Consider the following 19485-nt stretch of genomic DNA (forward strand, 5'->3'; position numbering starts at 1 on the left):
GTGATCACAAATTGGCGTGGGAAAGACGGTTCATGGTCCGGGCATCGGGGCCGCTGGCCGGCACGCCCGAAAGGCGGAAGACGTGAGCAAGAAGAAGAAGCAGGAGCCCAGGATCAACAGCCGTCGCGGCGTGAGCTCCTTCGAGGATGCGCGTACCTGGCTGTCGGAACGGGGCATCGAGGACATCGAATGTATCGTGCCCGATCTTGCAGGGGTTGCGCGCGGCAAGATGATGCCGACGGAGAAGTTCTTCTCCGGGCCGGTCATGACCATGCCCGCCTCGATCTTCGCGCAGACGATTTCCGGCGACTATCCGCCGGACGATGAGCGCTTCCAGCACAACGCGACCGACGGCGACCTGTTCTTCCGCGCCGACTATTCGACGCTGACGGCCGTGCCCTGGGAAAGCGATCCGACCGCGCAGCTCATTCACGATGCCTATACCCGCGAGGGCATCCCGGTCGAGACGGCCCCGCGCAATGTGCTCAAGCGTGTGCTGCAGCTCTACGAGGACGAGGGGCTGGAGCCGCTTGTGGCGCCCGAGATGGAGTTCTATCTGGTGCGCCCCAACACCGATCCGGACTATCCTCTGGAGCCGCCGACGGGGCGCTCGGGCCGTCCCGAAGTGGGCCGGCAGTCCTATTCGATCTCCGCGCTGAACGAGTTCGACGACCTGATCGACGACATCTACGACCTGTCGGAAGCGCAGGGGCTGGAGATCGACACGCTGATCCACGAGGAAGGCGCGGCGCAGATGGAGATCAACCTGCGCCACGGCCGGCCGCTGGAGCTGGCCGACCAGGTGTTCCTGTTCAAGCGCACCATCCGCGAGGCGGCGCTGCGCCACGAGATGTACGCCACCTTCATGGCCAAGCCGATGTCGAACCAGCCCGGCTCCTCGATGCATATCCACCAGTCGCTGGTCGACAAGGAGACGGGCGCCAACGTCTTCTCGTTGGAAGACGGCGAGGCGTCTCCCCGGTTCCTGTCCTTCATCGCCGGCCATCAGGCCTTCCTGCCGGCTGTGACCTGCATCCTGGCACCCTATGTGAACTCCTACCGGCGCTTCACCCGGGGAACGACGGCGCCGGTCAACGCCTATTGGGGCTATGACAACCGCACCGTCGGCCTGCGCGTGCCCAATTCCAAGCCGGCGGCGCGGCGGCTGGAAAATCGGGTGCCGTCCTCGGATGCCAATCCCTACCTTGCCATCGCCGCATCGCTTGCCTGCGGATATCTCGGCATGAAGCAGAAACTGACGCCGGACGAGCCGCGCAGCGGCAACTTCAGCGAGGACATGCATGCGCTGCCGCGCGGGCTGCTCGAGGCGGTGGCGCTGTTCGGGGAGTGTGACGAGCTTATCGATGTTTTCGGGGAGAAGTTCGTCGCAACCTACCGGGCGATCAAGCAGGAGGAGTTCGAAACCTTCATGAAGGTGATCAGCCCCTGGGAGCGGGAATACCTGCTCCTCAACGTCTGACCGGAACGCTCTCACCCCCTCGCCGGATACGGGAACACATGAACGAAAATCGGGAGAGATGACGCCATGAGCGGTGCATCCAACATCTATCCGACGGCCGAATTGCGCGCGCGCGATGCCGCCCACCACATGCATCCGTTCTCCGACACGGGTGCGCTGAACCGGGAAGGCGTGCGCGTCATCACCGGAGCGGAGGGCGTCTGGCTGACCGACAGCGACGGCAACCGCTACCTCGACGGCATGGCGGGCCTGTGGTGTTGCCAGGTCGGGCACGGGCGCGACGAGATCGCGGACGCGGTCAATCGCCAGATGCGCGAGCTCGACTACTACAATACGTTTTTCAAGACCAGCCACCCCCCGGTCATCGCTCTGTCGGAGAAACTGGCCGAACTCAGCCCGCCGCAGTTCAACCGGGTGTTCTTCACCTCCTCCGGTTCGGAGGCCAATGACACGGTCTTCCGCATGGTCCGCACCTATTGGGACCTGATGGGCAAGCCGGAGAAGAAGACCATCATTGGCCGCTGGAACGGCTATCACGGCTCAACGCTTGCCGGTACGAGCCTGGGCGGCATGGCCGCGATGCACGGTCAGGGCGACCTGCCGGTTCCCGGTGTCCACCACATCGCGCAGCCCTACTGGTTCGGCGAAGGCGGCGACATGTCGCCCGATGAATTCGGCGTCTGGGCGGCGGGCGAACTGGAACGCGCCATCGACCGGATCGGCGAGGACAAGGTCGCCGCCTTCATCGCCGAGCCGGTCCAGGGGGCAGGCGGCGTGATCATCCCGCCCGACACCTATTGGCCGGAGGTTTCGCGCATCTGCCGCGAGCGCGGGATCCTGCTCGTCGCCGACGAGGTGATCTGCGGGTTCGGCCGCCTTGGAAGCTGGTTCGGATCCCAGCATTACGGCATCGAGCCGGACCTGATGCCGATCGCCAAGGGACTGTCTTCCGGCTACCTGCCGATTGGCGGCGTGATGGTCGCCGACCGGGTCGCGGATGCTTTCATCGAGAAGGGCGGCGAGTTCTTCCACGGCTATACCTATTCCGGCCATCCGGCCTGCTGCGCGGCCGCTCTCGCCAATCTGGAGATCATGCAGCGTGAGAAGCTGGTGGAGCGGGTCGCTGACGACATCGGCCCCTACCTGCAGGCGAAATGGCGAGCTTTGGGTGACCATCCGCTGGTTGGCGAGGCCCGCATGGTCGGTCTTGTCGGAGCTCTGGAACTGGTGCCGGCCAGGGGCGACAGGTCGCGCAAGTTCGCTTCTCTCGGCGAGGCCGGGACGCTGTGCCGCGACCTGTGCTTCGACAACGGCCTGGTCATGCGGGCGGTGCGCGACAGCATGATCATCTCGCCGCCGCTGGTGCTCAGCCATGAAGAGGCGGATGACATGATTGAGCGTATCGTCCGCACGCTCGACCAGACCCATGCCGCATTGAAGAAGGACGGACGCCTCGCGGCCTGACGGCGAGGCGCCGGAAGGGACCCCTATGGCCGACGCCACGCGTGCCCATGCCCCGTCCTACTATGCCGCGACAACGCCCGATCGCGCTTTGCGGCCGGCGCTTGCCGGGCAGGTACGGTGCGACGTGGCGATCGTCGGCGGCGGTTTCACCGGACTCAACGCGGCCATCACCCTCGCCGAAGCCGGCCGGTCGGTTGTCCTGATCGAGCAGAACCGCATCGGCTGGGGTGCGTCGGGGCGCAATGGCGGCCAGTTGCACAGCGGCCAGAGGCGCGATCAGCATCATCTTGAGCGAACCTGCGGGATCGAAACCGCACGCCGGCTCTGGGACATGGCGGAAGAGGCGAAGGCGCTGCTGCACGAACGCCGCATCCGCCATGCCATCGATTGCGACTGGATGCCGGGCCTCATCCATGCCGCCCACAAGGAGCGCTTCGTCGCCGAGGAATGGGACTATGCTGAGCATCTCTGCAAGGTCTATGGCTACGACCGCGTAGAGCCGCTCGAACGCGATGCGCTTGCAACGGCCATCGGTACGCCGAACTATTTCGGCGGCTCTCGTGACGCCGGGGCCGGGCATCTCCATCCCCTGAAGCTTGCGCAAGGGCTTGCCGATGCCGCCGAAGCCGGCGGCGTCGTCATCCACGAGGGGACGGCGGCGACCGCGGTCACGGATCGCGGCGGCAGGGTCGAGATCGGGACGCGGGAAGGGATGATCGACGCGGAGACGGTGCTGCTTGCCGGCAATGGCTATCTCGCCGGGATCGATCCCGACAGCGAGGCCCGCGTCATGCCGATCAACAACTACATCCTGACGACGGAGCCGCTGTCGCAAGAGGCCGCCGATCACCTGATCCCGGGACGGGAGGCGGTCTCGGACAGCCGCTTTGTCGTCTATTACTGGCGCCTGACGCCAGACCGGCGACTGCTCTTCGGGGGTGGCGAAACCTATCGGCGCGGCTTTCCGCCGGACATGGGCAGCTTCGTGCGCTCGCACCTGCGCAATGTCTATCCGCAGCTTGCCGAGGCACCGGTGTCGCATGTCTGGGGTGGAACGCTCGGCGTCACCCGCTCGCGCATGCCCTGCCTGCGTCGCACGCGGCCGGGCGTCTATGTCGCGGCGGGCTTTTCCGGCCACGGCGTCGCGATGGCGGGGTTCTGCGGCCATGTCGCGGCGCGGGCGATGCTCGGCGATGCGGAGCGTTTCGACGTCTTTGCAGGTCTTGCGCCGGGGCGCTTTCCCGGCGGGCGCACCTTGCGCTGGCCGATCCTGGTCCTGGCCATGAGCTGGTTCGCCCTGCGTGACCGTCTCGGCTGAGGGACGGGGCCGACTTCAGGCGCGTTCGGTCGACTTGTCGCGAAAGCTGCGGGCCGATGTCCGTGCCAGCAGGATCGACGGCAGCAACCCGACCATGACGATGAGCAGTGCCGGCAGCGCACCGTCGGCGAAAGCCTCGCGCGAGGCGGCATTGTAGACGGTCGTTGCCAGGGTCTCGAAATTGAAGGGACGCAGCAGGATCGTTGCCGGCAACTCCTTCATGCAGTCGACAAAGGCGAGCAGCAGGGCGGTCAGCAACACCGGGCGGATCATCGGCAGATGCACCTCGAACAGGATGCGGCCGGAACTCCTGCCGAGGGTGCGCGCCGCCATGTCGAGATGCGGCGTGACCTTGCCGAAGCCACCTTCGACCTGTCCGTAGGCGACCGCCAGAAAGCGCACCATATAGGCGTAGACCAGTGCCGTGCCTGAGCCGATCAGAAGCAGGCCGGTCGAGAAACCGAAGTTCGAGCGGGCGATCCCGTCGATAAAATTGTCGAAGGTCGCAAGCGGAATGAGGATGCCGACGGCGAGCACCGTGCCGGGGATGGCATAACCGATCGAGGCGATCCGTCCGAACAGCTGGGTTGCCCGGTTGGCCTGAACGCGCTGGGCATAGGTGAGCACGATGCCGATCGCCACGGTAAGCAGGGCTGCGGCAACCGACAGCGACAAGGTGTTGACGACGGCCGCCGCGAGTGCCGGATCGCCCAGTTCGTCCAGCCGCCGGCTCGCATAGTCGACGAGCAGGGCGGCGGGAAAGACGAAACCGATCGCGACGGGCGCGGCGCAGGCTGCCGTCGCCAGTCCGGCGCGCCAGCCTGCAAGCCGGTAGCTTGGCAGGGCCAGATAGCGCGTCGAGGTGACGTGGAAGCGCTGCTTGCGGCGGGCGTGCCGCTCGATCCACAGAAGCGCGAAGACAAGGGCCAGCATCGCGCAGGCAAGCTGCGCGGCACCGGCCAGGCTCGAGCGGTTGATCCAGGTGTCATAGACGGAGAAGCTCATCGTGTGGACACCGAAGAAGGTGACCGCGCCGATATCGTTGAGGCATTCCATCAGGGCAAGTGACACACCGACGACGATGGCCGGGCGCGCCAGCGGCAGCGCCACGCGGAAGAACAGGCGCATCGGACCGGCACCGAGCGTTCGCGAGACGTCGAGCGTGCAGGCCGATTGCAGCAGGAAGGACGCGCGCGTCGTCAGGTAGACATAGGGATAGAGCACGAACCCCATGACGAAGACAGCGCCGCCAAGCGAGCGGATCTCGGGAAACCAGTAGTCCCGCGAGCTGCGGAAGCCGAAGATCTCCCGGATCGCGGTCTGTACCGGGCCGGTGAAATCCAGGATTTCGACATAGGTATAGGCGATGATGTAGGTCGGCACCGCGAGCGGCACCAGCAGGGCCCAGTCGAAGAAGGCGCGGCCGGGAAACCGGCACATTGTCACGAGCCATGCGGTTCCAACGCCGACGACGAAAGTGATCGTGCCGACCCCCGCCATCAGCAGCAGCGTTGTCCAGAGCGAGCGCGGCAGGACGGTTCCAACCAGATGTCCCCACACGTCCCCTGTGGGCTGCGCCGCGAGGACGGCGAGGGCCACGACGGGCAGCAACGTCAGCGCCGCGACCGCAAAGCCGGCAACAAGCCAGATCCTGTCGGCCGGCGTGGCGGCGGAACGCGGTACGGGAGCCCCTGTCGTCAGGGTGTCCATGCGGGCAGTGTCGGTCATGAAATCGTCGGGTCGCTTGCTGGCGGAACCGGTCGGACGGGTTGCATTCTCATCCAAAGGGGTCGCTGGCTGGAAACGGCGAACGGCGCGCCGCGCAGGAGCGGGTTGCGTCGGGACGCGGGTCCGTCAGCTTGCAGGACCGTCGTTGTAGCCGACCTTGTCGACCAGTTCACTGGCGGTCTTGCGGTTCTTGGCGATCTCGTCCAGCGGCAGCGTGTCGGCGTTCAACTCGCCCCAGGAGGCAACCATTTCCGAGATTTCCACGCCCGGCTTGACCGGATACTCGTTGTTGGCCTCGGCATAGATGTGCTGGGCTTCTTCCGAGGAGAGGAACTCGACGAGCTTCAGGGCCGCATCCGGGTTCGGGGCATGCTTGGCCATGACGACGCCGGAAATGTTCACATGCGTGCCGCGATCGCCGGCATTCGGGAACAGGATCTTGACCGAGTTGGCCCAGTCCTTCTGCTCCGGCTCTTTCTCGTTGGTCAGCATGGCACCCATGTAATAGGTGTTGCCGAGCGAGATGTCGCATTCGCCGGCAAAGATCGCCTGGACCTGGCCGCGGTCGTTGCCCGAGGGCTTGCGGGCGAGATTGTCACGCAGGCCGGCAAGCCACTTTTCCGCTTCCTCTGCGCCCAAGTGGGAGACCATCGAGGCGAACAGGGCGACGTTGTAAACGTGCTGGCCCGAACGGGTGCAGATCTTGCCCTTCCACTTCGGATCGGCGAGCTCCTCATAGGTAATCGTGTCCTGCTCGACACGCTCCTTCGAGGCATAGACGATGCGCGCGCGTGTGGTGAGGCCGATCCAGTGGCCCTCCGGATCGCGATAGGCGGCCGGCACGTTGCCGTTGACGACCTCCGAGGAGACCGGCTCGGTGATGCCAAGCTGCTTGGCACCGTCGAGGCGGCCGATGTCGACCGTCAGCAGCACGTCGGCGGGAGAGTTCGCGCCTTCCGCCTCGATACGCTCGGCAAGGCCGTCGGAGGCGAAGATCACGTTGGTCTTGATGCCGGTTTCCTTGGTGAAGGCCTCAAGCAGCGGCTCGATCAGGAACGGCTGGCGGTAGGAATAGATGTTGACCTCGCCTTCGGCGACTGCGGGTGTCGCGATCGCGGCGGAAGCGAGCAGCAGGGCGGACAGAGCCGCGCCGCGCAGGGTGGCAACTTTCTGGATCATGTGTCTCTCCCAGCACCCAGGGGACAAGGCCCTGATGTCGGTTTGCATTGGCGCGGGCATCTGCCGTTACGGCAGTATCGTCCCGCGCGCCTGCATCATAGAAACAGGAGTTTTTCTGTCAACAAATATCGCTTTTAATATCAATAGATTAGAAGAGTTCAAAACTAACCTGAATGTCGATTTCCGGTTTCCGGATAAGAGCTTGCGGGAGAGCCGGCCTCTTTCAGGGCGATGGTGTGCCTCCGGCGAGCACTTCGCCCATCCAGGCGGTGTCGATATTCTGGCCGCAAAGGATGACGCCGGGTGTTTCTCCCCGCTTGCCGTCGGCCATCAGCGCCGCGAGGGGAGCGGCTCCCGCGCCCTCGGCAAGATTGTGCGTGCTGCGGTAATAGACGCGGATGGCCTCGGCCACCTGGTCGTCGCTGACGCGCACGATGTCTTCCGCGCCGGCCCGGATCACGGCGAGCGCGGCTTCGTCCGGGCAACGCACCGCCATGCCGTCGGCAAAGGTGGTGGCACTGGCCATCTCGGTCAGCCTGCCCGTCTCGAGGGAGCGCGCATAGGCATCCGCCTTGTCGGAGACCACGCCGATGATTTTGGTCGTGAGGCCGAGGGCATTGCGTGCGGAGATGAGTCCGCAAATGCCCGATCCCAGCCCGATCGGCACATAGACCACATCGAGATCCGGCACCGCCCGCAGGAATTCCATCGCATAGGTCGCGACGCCGCGCACGAGATCGGCATGGAAGCTCGGCACCATGTACAGGCCGCGCTCCTCGGCCAACGCCTTCGCATGCACCTTGGCCGCATCGAAATCCTCGCCCTCCTCGACGAGTTCTGCCCCGAAGGCCCGCATCGCGGCGTTCTTCTCCGTGGAGTTTCCCCGAGGAACGACGATCGTGCAGGCGATGCCGTGCCGGCTCGCGGCGAAGGCCAGGCTCTGCCCGTGATTGCCGCGCGTGGCCGAGACGATGCCGGTGCCGCGTGTCGACCGCCGGGCCAGTTCGTGCAGCATGACGAGGCCGCCGCGCACCTTGAACGCACCGGTCGGCGTGTGGTTCTCGTGCTTGACCCAGACCGGCTTCCCCGTGTGCTCGGCGAGCAGCGGCCAGGCATATTGCGGGGTCGGACGCATCGACCGGTAGACGATGTCGGCGGCGTCCTCGATGGCGGCAAGAGTGAGCATGGCGTGTCCGCGAAAAAAGGGCGCGAGCCCGTAGGGGCGCGCCCGAAGGAGGGAGCACCACACTGGCAAGGAAGCGCGCGGGGGTCAATCCGCGCCGGCAGCAGGCCGGCGCGTGTCGCGGGGTCCGTTCAGACTACTCGGCAAGCACCCGTTGCGGGGGGAAGGTGACCTCGATCAGCGTGCCGTGATTGACTTCCGAATCGATGCGGAAGCTTGCCCGGTTCGCCTCGACCAGCGCCTTGGTCAATGGCAGGCCGAGCCCCGTGCCGCCGCCGTGGCGTGCGGTGTGCAGCTGGCGGAAAGGCTCCATCGCCGCGGCCAGGTCCTGGTGGCTCATGCCCATCCCGGTGTCGCGAACCCTCAGGATCACCTCGCCGCTGTCCTCCAGCGCGGTCGAGACGATGACCTGGCCGCCGGGCTGGTTGAACTTGATGGCGTTGGACAGAAGGTTCAGCACGATCTGGCGCACCGAGCGACCATCGGCGACGATCTTCGGCACCGATGTGGGCAGGCTGGCGCGAATGATCACCCGCTCGCGGTTGGCCTGCGGCTGCATGAGGGCGACGCACTCGCGAATGATGTCGTTCGCCGAGACCGCTTCGAAGGTGAGATCGAGCTTGCCAGCCTCGATCTTCGACAGGTCGAGCAGGTCGTTGATCAGGCTCATGATATGCGAGCCGGAATTGTGGATGTCGCGCAGGTAGCCCTTGTAGCGGTCGTTGCCGACCGGACCGAAGCGCTCTTCCATCATCACTTCCGAAAAGCCGATGATCGCGTTGAGCGGGGTGCGGATCTCGTGGCTGATCTTGGCGAGGAAGTCCGACTTCTGCGAGCTGGCGTTCTCCGCCTGCCGCTTTGCATCCGTCAGTTCCTCTTCCGCCGTCTTCCACTGGGTGATGTCGCGCAGCACCGTGCAGAAGCGCGGTCCTTCCGCCCCGTGGCCGACCCGGCCGATGGTCATGAACAGCGGGATCAGGCCGCCGGAGCGCAGCTGGCCGATCACCTCGCGCCCGTCGTTGAGCACGCTGGCGACGCCGTTTCGGGCAAGGCCGTCTAGATAGTCGCTGGCATCCCGATGGCTTTCGGGGGCCAGGTAGTCGCTGAGCGGCGCGCCGACCATGTCTTCTCGCGCCGCGTCGAACAAGGCCTCGGCCGAGCGGTTCACCTTCATGATGCGGCCGCCTTCGTCGAGGATCAGCACGCCGTCCGTCGCGGTCTCGAGCACCGCGTCCATTTCGGCGAGGTGTTCCTCTGCGAGCGACAGCGACGACTGCGTCTCGTGGAGCCGGTCGAGCGCCGCCTCCTGCGCCGGGTCGTGGCGGTCGAGCAAGGACATCATCAATGCCGTACCGTCCTTCCACGCGACGCTGTGCAGGCGTGACTTGACCGGCTTCGCCCCCCCGTCGGCAAGGCGGATGCGCATGGTCCGTTCCGTCATCGCGCCGGGCAGGGAACTGGGCCAGTCCTCGGGTTCGGCGAAAATGGCATCGAGCCCGCCGACTGCGTGCAGTGCTTCAAGGTCGGGATAGCCGAGCAGGTCGAGCAGCGTGGCGTTGGCGTAGTCGACATCCTCGCCATCGATGATGGCAACGCCCACCGGCAGCTTGTCGAGCAGGTTGGTGCGCGCCGCCCGTGGCGTCGCCGTTGCGGATGTGCGCGGGACGATGCCAAGGCTCGCGACATTGGCCGATGCCGGCATTCCCGTGGCATCGTCTTCGTCAGGAGAGGCGATGTCTTCCGTCGGCTTGGCAGCCTCCACGAGATCCGCGTCCGCTTTCGCATCATCCGTCGCAACGCTCGGCGTGCTGTCCTGCGGAGCGGCAGCAAGGACCTCCGGCTCGCCGGTTTCCGAACGCGCGCCAAGTGCCTCGGCGATCTTGCGGAAAGCTTCCCTTTCGGGTTTGGACAAGCGCGAGGTGTCGGCGTCCTCGGTCCTGTAGGATGAAGCGGACCGGACAGACGGCAATGGCTTTTCGTCTTCGGCCGTTTCGAAGTCTGCCGGCGCGTCGACCGGGTCTGGCGAAACATTGGCAACCGGGCTTTCGGGCGTGTTGCCCCGAGCGTTCGCGTCCGCATCACCGTCGGGTTGCGGGAGGGAGCCTGTCGTACGCTCGTCGTCGTTGCCGAAAGTGATTTCCGGTTCTTCTTCCAGGTCGTCTGCAGACGTCGCGTCCGCGAGCCCGGCGAAGGTGTTTTCCCGGTCGTCGGCTTCCGGCTCGGACGCATGGTCGTCAAGCGCGGGGAACGCGCCGGTCCCGGCGGTGTCCTCGACGAAACCTTCCACCCCGTCATCGGCGGCAAGACCGGATGCTGCGGGCTCTCCGGGCTCGGCAGCCGCATCGTCGTCCTCGTCGTCGGAGGCGGCGGGCTCCCCGGCGTCTGCCGTTGAAATGGCATCGGCCGCGGCCGTCGCGTCCTCCGGTGCCTCGGAGGGATCCGTCTCGGCGTCGGCAAGAACCGGCGGATCAAGCGTCAGCTCGCCGGCAACCGGCTCCTCCACGAGCATCACGTCATCCGTCTCCGCCGGATCTGCTCCGGCGGCGTCCAGGGGCGGGCGCATGACAATGCGCGTGCCGAGGGCGTCGGTGTCTTCCACCGCCTCGCCGGTGCGGCAGACGCCGAAACCGCGAAACCCCTCGAAGATACGCTGCCTGTCGAAGGCGGGCAGGGCTGCCATGTCGACCGGCACGCGCAGGGCCGCGCCGCTGACCGGCCACGCGACGGTACGTCCGCTCCAGGTGTCGCGCCGCCTGAGGGCTGCCGACACGCGGCCGTCGCGATCGAGATCGAAGCGTTCCGCCACTTCTTCCCAGGTCAGCCCGACGACATCGGCAGCTTCGGGACCGAGCGTCTCGGCAAACTCCGGAGACAGGAAAGTGAAGCGCCGGTCGATGTCCATCTTCCACGCAAACCGTACCGGGCGCTCGCGCGCATCGAACCGGAAGCCGGAAGCGGCCGCCGCCGGCAGGTCAACGGCGGGAACGGCGTCGTCCTCATGATCCGGTCCCGCGTGAGGGGAAACCGGGGCCTCGTCTTCTTCTGCCGTCATCTCGTCGGCCGCGTCGACATCGGCCTGCCCGTAGACTGCCGTGTGGGCTTCCTCGCCGGTGGCGGCGAGGTCGTCGAACGTCAGCTCTTCAGCGTCCAGGATGTTGCCGGCAATCGTGCTCTCGTCTGCATCCTCGGCAGGAGAGCTGAAAAGCCCTGCATGAGCTCGCGTGCCGGCATCCTCTTCATCCTGGCCCGCATTCTGGCTGGCGTCCTCGTCGTCGACCCCGACGAGATCGAGAGCGTCGTCGGCATCCGCCGGGAATTGTGGGTCGCGCTCGGTATCCGCCCGCTCCGTGCCGGCGGCAGCGGTTTCCGTGTCCTCGTCGGCGCGATCCGGCACCGGCGACAGCCCTTCCGGCTGGCGGACGGTCTCAAAGTCGCCGCTTGCGTCGTCGTCTCCAGGATGCGTCTCATGGGCAGGCTCGGCGCCTGCCGGTGGCAACTGCGTGGCGTCCCCGGAGGTCTCGTCCGCAGGCCTGTCGGTCGCGCGCGAGGCGGAGAGGAACCGGGTTCCGCTGGCGAAGGCAAACAGACCACCCTGTGCCCAGCGTCGACGCGGGGCTGCCGGTTCGCTTTCCTCCGCTTCGGCATCTGTTGCGGCTGGCAGGGGCGGCGGGGTCTCTTCCTGCGGGGCTTCTTCCTGTGAAATCGGAGCGCCCGTCAGCGCCTCGGCTTCCATTGAAGCAGTGTCCCCGGCGGTTTCCGGCTCGAACCCGTCCGGATCTTCGGACGAGACGGCCATTGCCGCCGCCGCATCAAGTGCGGGCTTGTGCGTGTCGGCGGCGTTCGTCATGTCGGCGAGCAGCAGGATCGAGCCGGTGTCGAGCATCAGAACGCTGGCGTCCCGATCGGCGCCCTCGATCTCGAAGCTCCGGCGCAAGGGGGCATGCTTGGCGCTGCGCAGCGCCGTCTTGACGATGTCGAGAGCGGGACCGGCGAGCCCGGCTTCGCCGGACTGCACGCTGCCGTCGCGGCGGTAGAGAAACGCCGCATGCGAGGAATGGGAGATCAGGGCGAGCAAAGCGCTTTCATCCTGCGTGCCGGTGGCGCCAGGGGCATCAAGCGCCACGATAAGCGCGCCATTGCTACCGTCTGCAAGCACGAGGCGGCGGCAAGCACAGGTGAGCAGCATCACCCGCAGTCCGCGATAGAAGCGCAGGCGATCGGTCGTGTCGCGGTCGATGGGGCCGGATGTGGCGACACGGGCGATGTGGGGACGTGCCGGTGCGCGCGCCAGACCGGTGAGATCGGCAAGCTCGGACAGCCCCTTGACGCCGAAAAACGCCGCGCCCGCGGGATTCGCCCAAAGGATGCTCTTTCCGTCCTCCGCCCATATCCAGGCGGGGCGGGGATCGGTGAGATAGATGTTGGCGGCAGCGAGGCCGCTCAACGCCATGAAGGTGCTCAACTGGCTGTTCATGGGCACGCTCTCTCCGCCGTTGCGGTGCTCGCCGGTGGTCCCGTCATTCGCGGTAGGCGGCCGGAACCCGGGCGGGGGGCGGGCAGCAAGGCCGAAAACCCTCTCGATCAGGGGCCTCGGCGCAAACCCGCACGCACATACCGCATTCCGTTAACGCCTCACGCGGTAAACAAAGAGTAAATATCGTTTCAAATCCGAGTCGTCCACGCCAAGCGCCCCGAATGCCGTCATTCTCTTCAAGTGTGGTTAATCGCGGGAATCGAGCATTGACGTGGCGGCGGCGCCCGGCAGCAAGGCGCGGTGAGATCTGGGGCTCCCCTTTAACGCTATTTCCTCTAGGATCGAAGGCCGGTGCCGGTGGGCGGCGACCCCCTGGCGTCTGGGCAGATAACGAAAACGGCAAGGAGAAGCATCGTGGCGAAAGGCGACAAGAGCGGCTTTGAGATCCCTGAGCAGATGCGTGAGATGGCCGACCAGAGCGTTGGCCAGGCGCGCAAGGCTTTCGACGACTACATGAGCGCGACACGCAAGGCGGTCGGCAGTGCCGAGGATACGGCGCAGACCGTGAAGGCCGGCGCCGACGACATGGGCCGCACCGCGCTGGAATACACGGAGGAGCATGTCTCCGCCGCATTCGATCTCGCGCAGAAGATGGTGCGGGCCGGCGATGTTCAGGAAATGATGCAATTGCAGAGCGAGTATCTGCGCAAGCAGATGGAGGCGCTCGGCGAGCAGGTCCGCGATCTCGGCGACAAGGCGGCAAGGACGGCGCAGGATGCCGCCAAGAAAACGCGCGGCTGAAGACAGGCGAGCGAAGACTGGCGGTTGACGGCGACGGGCTGAAGAGGCGCGGCGCGCACTGCGGATATCGCGGCGGGCCGCCACCCCACGACCGCCGGTCGCAATACCGGCTTCCCGACAAGACAGGTATGTTGGCGCACGCGGCGGCCCGGCCAGGGCCGCCGCGTGCGGCCGTTTCCGGCCCGGTTTTCGGGGGCGTGATCTTGTGCGTCGCAATATTTATGTTGCAATGCACAATGGTCGTTGCTATATGTCGTTCTGTAGATGGCGATCGGCGCGTTGGCGTTGAGATCGCAAAAAATTCCCCGCAAGGCGCGGGACGCAGCTCAAGCGCGCCCCGGCCAAAGGAGTTGAGATCATGACCGAGACGAAGACCGCAGCCGCAGCGCCGAAGGCGCCGCGTGCAAAGACCGCCAAGACCGTCGATGCGACGGTGACCGCATTCCCGAACTTCGAGGCTTTCAACATGCCCAAGATGGAAATCCCCGCCGCGACGCGCGAAATGGCCGAGAAGAGCATCGAGCAGGCCCGTGAGGCCTACTCCAAGCTCAAGACGGTTGCCGAGGACGCGACCGACCTCATGGAAGACGGTTTCGAGACCACCCGCCGCGGTGTCCTCGACTTCAACCACAAGGCCGTCGATGCCGCCAAGTCGAACACCGACGCGACCTTCCAGTTCGTCAAGGACCTCTTCGAGGTGAAGACGCTGGCCGAGGCGATCGAGCTGCAGACTTCCTTTGCCCGCAGCCAGTTCGACGCGTTCAGCGCCCAGGCCAAGGACATGCAGGAGCTGTCCTCCAAGCTTGCCGGCGAAGTGACGGAGACCTTCAAGGGTGCCGTCGAGAAGACGACCAAGGACTTCAAGGCGGCCTGACCACGGGCCTGACCTGAAGCACACAGGAACCCGGGCCGCCCACGGCCCGGGTTCTTTTTTGTGGGCCGGCTTGCCGCGTCGCGTCTGCGATCTGGCATTTGGGCAAGGTCCTGCGGAGAGGGCGCGGGATGCGTTTCTCCCGCTTTTGCCCGCGCTTTTTCATACTGTGGATGAGTGCAGCGAATGCTCGGCACTGCCTCTTGCATTCCCCCGCTTTTCAAACTAGGTTCCGCCACCGAATTGACGTGCAGACGTAGCTCAGTTGGTTAGAGCGTCGGATTGTGGCTCCGAAGGTCGTTGGTTCAACTCCAACCGTCTGTACCATTCGCCTCCTTCTCCCTTCTCTCCTGTCCTGTCGAGCGCGTTGCCTCCGGCCCCCACCGGGCCTTGCGCTGGTGCTTGCGCGGCGCTGCCGGTTTTCCTCCTTTAGCGACCTCCTGCCGAGACGTCCGCGCGGGCCCTTGGGTTGTGCCCGGCTTGCGTCGCCGGGCGCTCTTGAGGCACCCTTGAACCTGCGTGCAAGCGTCGCGTGACCGCAGATGGCCAGCTCTCACTGGAGGCCGCCTGTTCGCGGGGCCGATGTTACGCGGGGAGGGGACATGGACAGTGAAGCGGAAACCCCGGTGGCGGCCGGTGGCGTTGCGACCGCCTACCGCATGCGGCGCCTGCTCGAAACCTACTACGACCTGACATTGCAGATCAGCGATCGGTTCGAGGTGCGTGACGTTGCCGACGTGCTGCTGCTGGTGCTCGTCGCCATCGCGGATCTGCGGGGCGCGCCGATGGATGCCGAACTGCTGGCGGAAAAGCTCGGCACGTCGCGCTCGACCGTCGAGCGACGCTTGCGCCCTTATCTGGATGACGGCCGGATTGCCAAGGAACGACGCGGAAAGTCGGTCGTTTATCTGTGGTCGACGGAAATGGCTTGCGGAAAATCCGCCGAGCGCGCGGATCCCGACATGAGCGTCGACATGGTTCGGGCGGTGATGGCGATGGTTTTCGACGTGGCGAACGATTGAGGCAGCGCAAGGCCGAGTTGGTTAAAATTTGTGGAAAAACTGAATCTAAGCCCGAATTACCCTGGGGAATATGAAGCCAAGTCGAGAACCGGTTGTTGCATGCGTGCGAATCCATGCGCAAAGCGGGCAACATTCGTCAAAATGACGAATGTAAGGCACCAAGGAGGCGCCGATGTCATCACAAGATGAAGAACTTTCGACTCAGGCTCACCGGATACTCCGCCTCTATGAGATGTTCTTCAGTCTCATGTTCCGGTTTATGGAGGAGTATGAAGTAAAAGACCTGGGTCAATTGATGATACTGACGACAATTTCGATTGCAAATGCAAACAAAGTAGATCCGGATATTGAGATAATATCTGAAGAAACAGATATACCGTATTCGACGGTACGCAGAAAAATCGAGAAAATGTGTGAAGATGGAATGATTTGCGTTAGGAAATCTAATAGCAAGCTTTTGTTTTCTATATCTCCTGAGATGAAGTTTGCTCATCCTGAACAAAGTGAAGAAAAATCAAATAAAAATTTTCAGAATGATGTATTAGACATTGTAGTAAAATCACTTACATCAATAATACTTGAGAAAAATAAGTAAAAACCAAAGTGAAAATTTGTTTAGATTGACCTGTTAAGGATTTGTTCACTATAAATTACGCATAGTCGATGGCGAGTTCATCGAACGGCACGTGGCCCTAAGGCGGCATCCGCCAGGGCCCCCATCAGGGCGATCTCGGTCGCTATCGCAACAGAAACGAGTTGGCGGCCTTCGGCACCCCAGGAAAGGGTTTCGAGGGAACGGGAGAGATGTGTACCCGCGTAACCGTCTCCGCCAGGTGACAAGAAGAAGTGGGGCTGAACATGGCTTGGACACAGGAACGCGAAGATCTGCTCAGGAAGCTCTGGCTGCAAGGCCTCAGCGCAAGCCAGATTGCCTATGTTATGGCGGGCGTGACCCGTAACGCGGTGATCGGCAAGGCTCATCGCATGGGTCTGCCCAAGCGTTCGCCGGCCACCAGCCACCGTCCCAAGCCCCGCGTGCAGCGCGGCAAGCCCTCGCTCGCCTTTGTCGGCGGCAAGCCGGCAGCGCGCGACACCGCGTCCGATGTTCAGTATCGCCGTGGCCTCGACTTCGACACCGCGCACAAGAGCTTCGATGTTGCGCACTCCGATGTCGCCGCGGAAGACCGTATCACGCTGATGACGCTGACCAGCCGTACATGCAAGTGGCCGATCGGCGACCCGGCAGACGCGGATTTCCACTTCTGCAGCCAGGATGCGGAAAACAACCGCTCCTACTGTGAGTTCCATCACCGGCTCGCATACCAGGGTGTGCGTCGCCGCCGCCCGGCGGAGAAGACGGCCTCGGCGCCTGTCGCCCTCCCGCTGCGCGCCATCGCGGTCTGAGCCCAAAGGTTCGGGCCCGACAGTTCGGGTACGACGCTCCCTGCTTCCTCCCTCCCAGGCAGATGCGTTTGCCCCAGGCGGGGCCGGTGTTCCGGCCCCGCCTTTTTCATGTCCGGCTTGAGCCGGAAGGGGCCGGTGTTCCGGCCCCGCCTTTTTCATGTCCGGCTTGAGCCGGAAGGGGCCGGTGTTCCGGGCCTGACCTTTTCATGTCCGGCTTGAGCCGGAAGGGGCCGGTGTTCCGGCCCTGACCTTTTCATGTCCGGCAGATCCGTGCGACTGGCATTGCGGCAGATTTGATTTCGCTCATTGCGGGATGCCCGATCCCGTTGAAACTGCTAATATTCGCCGAGCGGAAAGCAGGAGCCCCGACACCCATGACCACCCATTCAGGCCTCAAGAAGATCCGCCTCAACCTGGCGCGCACCCGGGAGTTCCCGAACGGCTCGGCGCGGCATGGCTACGAGTTCATTGCGCCGCTGGATGCGAACGATCACATCGACGCCGGGGAGTGGCGGAAGCACCGGGCCCAGTGCCGGGTGCGCCGGTTCTGGGCCGACGAGGAAGAGGATATCGGGCATCTCCGCCATCGCCCGGGTGGCTCCTGGGCCTTCCATTACGACATCGACGGTGATGAGGACGACGAGGCGGGATACCGTTTCGGCGCCCATCCCTTCCGCCCCGGGGAGTACGTTTCGATCAAGGACGAGGACGGCGAGTTGCATACGTTCCAGGTCGTGACCGTGCAGGATCTGTGAATTTCAATCAGGAGGGATGAAGTTCATTCCGCCTCGGAATTGGAAACGGAGTCTCGTGCCTTTGCGCCGATCCGGGCCGTCGTTGTATATCGGCAGGGCAACACTCTGCTTGATCGGGGACAATCGACATGGAAAAGCGTGCGGCGCGCCGGCTCACCGGCACCGGTGGGGTCCTGCTTGTCAGGGCACTCGAGCAGTTGGGTGCCGAGCGCGTCTTCTGCGTTCCCGGTGAGAGCTACCTGCCGGTTCTCGACGCGTTGCACGACGCATCGATCCCGGTGACCGTCTGCCGCCAGGAGGGCGGCGCCGCGATGATGGCGGAGGCCTTCGGCAAGATGACGGCGCGCCCGGGCATCTGCATGGTGACCCGCGGTCCCGGCGCGACGAATGCCGCCGCCGGCGTCCATGTGGCGCAGCAGGATTCGACACCGATGATCCTCTTCGTCGGCCAGATCGAGACCGGCATGCGGGGGCGCGACGCCTTCCAGGAGGTCGATTACCGCCAGTTCTTCGGCGGCATGGCCAAATGGGTGGCCGAGATCGAGGACCCCGCCCGTATCCCCGAAATGCTGTCGCGGGCCTATCATGTGGCCACGTCAGGCCGCCCCGGCCCGGTCGTTCTGGCGCTGCCGGAGGACATGCTGGCGCAGACTGCCGAGGTCGCCGAACTGCCGGCCTTCGTTCCGCTTGAAACGCATCCCTCGCTTGCCCAGATGGCGGATCTGCAGAAGCGCCTTTGGGCGGCGAAGCGCCCGCTCGCCATTCTCGGCGGCAGCCGTTGGAGCGAGGGCGCGCGGGCGGCCTTCACCCGCTTTGCCGAGCGCTTCCAACTGCCCACCGCCTGCTCCTTCCGCCGCCAGATGCTGTTCGACAACCTGCATGGAAACTATGCCGGCGACGTTGGTATCGGCATCAACCCGAAGCTGGCGGAGCGCGTTCGCGAGGCCGACCTGCTGTTGCTCGTCGGCGGCCGCCTGTCGGAAATGCCCAGCCAGTCCTACGGGCTGCTGGACATTCCGCAGCCGCGCCAGACCCTGGTGCATGTCCATGCCGGGGCCGAGGAACTCGGCCGTGTCTATCTGCCGGATCTCGCCATCCATGCGACGCCGAACGGGTTCTGCGCGGCGCTCGAGGCGCTTCAGCCGCCGAACGCGATAGCCTGGGAAGGGGCGGCCGCAACCGCTCACGACGATTATCTTGCATGGTCCGGGGCGCGGCCGCAGGTGCCCGGCGCGCTGCAGATGGCGCAGGTGATGGACTGGCTCGAGCAGCACTTGCCCGAGGATGCGATCCTGGCCAATGGCGCTGGCAATTACGCCACCTGGGTGCACCGCTTTCACCGCTTTCGCCGCCTCAACACACAACTTGCGCCGACCAGTGGCTCGATGGGCTACGGCCTTCCCGCCGCGGTTGCCGGCAAGCTGAAATATCCGGAGCGCATGGTGGTCTGTTTTGCCGGCGATGGCTGCTTGCAGATGACCATGCAGGAGTTCGGCACGGCGGCGCAGGAGGGGGCCGCGATCATCACCATTGTCGTCGACAACGGCATGTACGGCACCATCCGCATGCACCAGGAGCGCGACTTCCCCGGGCGTGTCTCGGCGACAACGCTGGTCAATCCGGACTTTGCTGCCTTCGCTCGCGCCTATGGCGCCCATGCGGAGATGGTGGAAACGGCGGCTGAATTCGCGCCGGCCTTCGAGCGCGCGGCAGCATCCGGCAAGCCGGCCTTGCTGCATCTGAAGCTCGATCCGGAGGCGATCACGCCGGTTCGCTCGCTCAGCCAGATCCGCGCCGGCTGAGAGG

Annotated in this window: 14 protein-coding genes and 1 tRNA gene; 11 read left to right on the top strand and 4 right to left on the bottom strand. The window is 64.8% G+C overall.

The window, feature by feature from the left end; all coding sequences use genetic code 11:
- Positions 1-82 precede the first annotated feature (82 nt).
- The 3 genes from RBB46_RS00945 to RBB46_RS00955 all read left to right on the top strand — a co-directional run bounded on the left by RBB46_RS00945 (position 83) and on the right by RBB46_RS00955 (position 4262).
- Positions 83-1480: a glutamine synthetase family protein gene (locus RBB46_RS00945; RefSeq protein ID WP_306026959.1), complete on the top strand. Its 1398-nt coding sequence runs from the start codon at positions 83-85 to the stop codon at positions 1478-1480.
- Between the two features lie 66 nt (positions 1481-1546).
- On the top strand, positions 1547-2944 hold the full coding sequence (locus RBB46_RS00950; RefSeq protein WP_306026960.1) for an aspartate aminotransferase family protein: 1398 nt from the start codon (positions 1547-1549) through the stop codon (positions 2942-2944).
- A gap of 25 nt (positions 2945-2969) precedes the next feature.
- Positions 2970-4262, top strand: coding sequence for an FAD-binding oxidoreductase (locus RBB46_RS00955; RefSeq protein WP_306026961.1), 1293 nt, complete (start codon positions 2970-2972; stop codon positions 4260-4262).
- 15 nt (positions 4263-4277) lie between these two features.
- Here the strand turns inward: RBB46_RS00955 and RBB46_RS00960 are convergent, their stop codons facing one another.
- The 4 genes from RBB46_RS00960 to RBB46_RS00975 form a co-directional block, all read right to left on the bottom strand.
- A complete protein-coding gene (locus RBB46_RS00960) occupies positions 4278-5990 on the bottom strand; it encodes an iron ABC transporter permease (RefSeq protein ID WP_306026962.1) in 1713 nt (570 codons plus the stop codon).
- Positions 5991-6116: 126 nt separating this feature from the next.
- Complete coding sequence (locus tag RBB46_RS00965) at positions 6117-7169, bottom strand: Fe(3+) ABC transporter substrate-binding protein (RefSeq protein ID WP_306026963.1); 1053 nt, start codon at positions 7167-7169, stop codon at positions 6117-6119.
- 223 nt (positions 7170-7392) lie between these two features.
- Positions 7393-8355: a threonine dehydratase gene (locus RBB46_RS00970; protein ID WP_306026964.1), complete on the bottom strand. Its 963-nt coding sequence runs from the start codon at positions 8353-8355 to the stop codon at positions 7393-7395.
- A gap of 133 nt (positions 8356-8488) precedes the next feature.
- A complete protein-coding gene (locus tag RBB46_RS00975; RefSeq protein ID WP_306026965.1) occupies positions 8489-12826 on the bottom strand; it encodes an ATP-binding protein in 4338 nt (1445 codons plus the stop codon).
- 414 nt (positions 12827-13240) lie between these two features.
- On the opposite strand from RBB46_RS00975, the gene RBB46_RS00980 reads away from it, so the two are divergent.
- The 8 genes from RBB46_RS00980 to RBB46_RS01015 all read left to right on the top strand — a co-directional run bounded on the left by RBB46_RS00980 (position 13241) and on the right by RBB46_RS01015 (position 19481).
- Positions 13241-13627 (top strand): phasin, encoded by a 387-nt coding sequence (locus RBB46_RS00980; RefSeq protein ID WP_306026966.1) that lies wholly within the window; start codon positions 13241-13243, stop codon positions 13625-13627.
- A gap of 358 nt (positions 13628-13985) precedes the next feature.
- Entirely contained in the window at positions 13986-14501 is a 516-nt protein-coding gene (locus tag RBB46_RS00985) for a phasin (RefSeq protein ID WP_306026967.1), read from the top strand.
- Between the two features lie 247 nt (positions 14502-14748).
- Positions 14749-14825: transfer RNA gene (locus RBB46_RS00990), tRNA-His, on the top strand.
- A gap of 275 nt (positions 14826-15100) precedes the next feature.
- Positions 15101-15520, top strand: coding sequence for a helix-turn-helix domain-containing protein (locus RBB46_RS00995; RefSeq protein WP_306026968.1), 420 nt, complete (start codon positions 15101-15103; stop codon positions 15518-15520).
- A 172-nt stretch (positions 15521-15692) separates the two neighbouring features.
- Positions 15693-16115: a hypothetical protein gene (locus RBB46_RS01000; protein ID WP_306026969.1), complete on the top strand. Its 423-nt coding sequence runs from the start codon at positions 15693-15695 to the stop codon at positions 16113-16115.
- A 263-nt stretch (positions 16116-16378) separates the two neighbouring features.
- Complete coding sequence (locus tag RBB46_RS01005; protein WP_306026970.1) at positions 16379-16924, top strand: GcrA family cell cycle regulator; 546 nt, start codon at positions 16379-16381, stop codon at positions 16922-16924.
- Positions 16925-17298: 374 nt separating this feature from the next.
- The gene (locus tag RBB46_RS01010; protein ID WP_306026971.1) at positions 17299-17679 is read left to right on the top strand and encodes a hypothetical protein; all 381 of its coding nucleotides are present in this window, start codon (positions 17299-17301) and stop codon (positions 17677-17679) included.
- Positions 17680-17807: 128 nt separating this feature from the next.
- On the top strand, positions 17808-19481 hold the full coding sequence (locus tag RBB46_RS01015; RefSeq protein ID WP_306026972.1) for a thiamine pyrophosphate-binding protein: 1674 nt from the start codon (positions 17808-17810) through the stop codon (positions 19479-19481).
- The last annotated feature ends 4 nt before the right edge of the window (positions 19482-19485 follow it).

The sequence above is a fragment of the Stappia sp. MMSF_3263 genome (genome assembly GCF_030733745.1).
Taxonomy (GTDB): Bacteria; Pseudomonadota; Alphaproteobacteria; order Rhizobiales; family Stappiaceae; genus Stappia.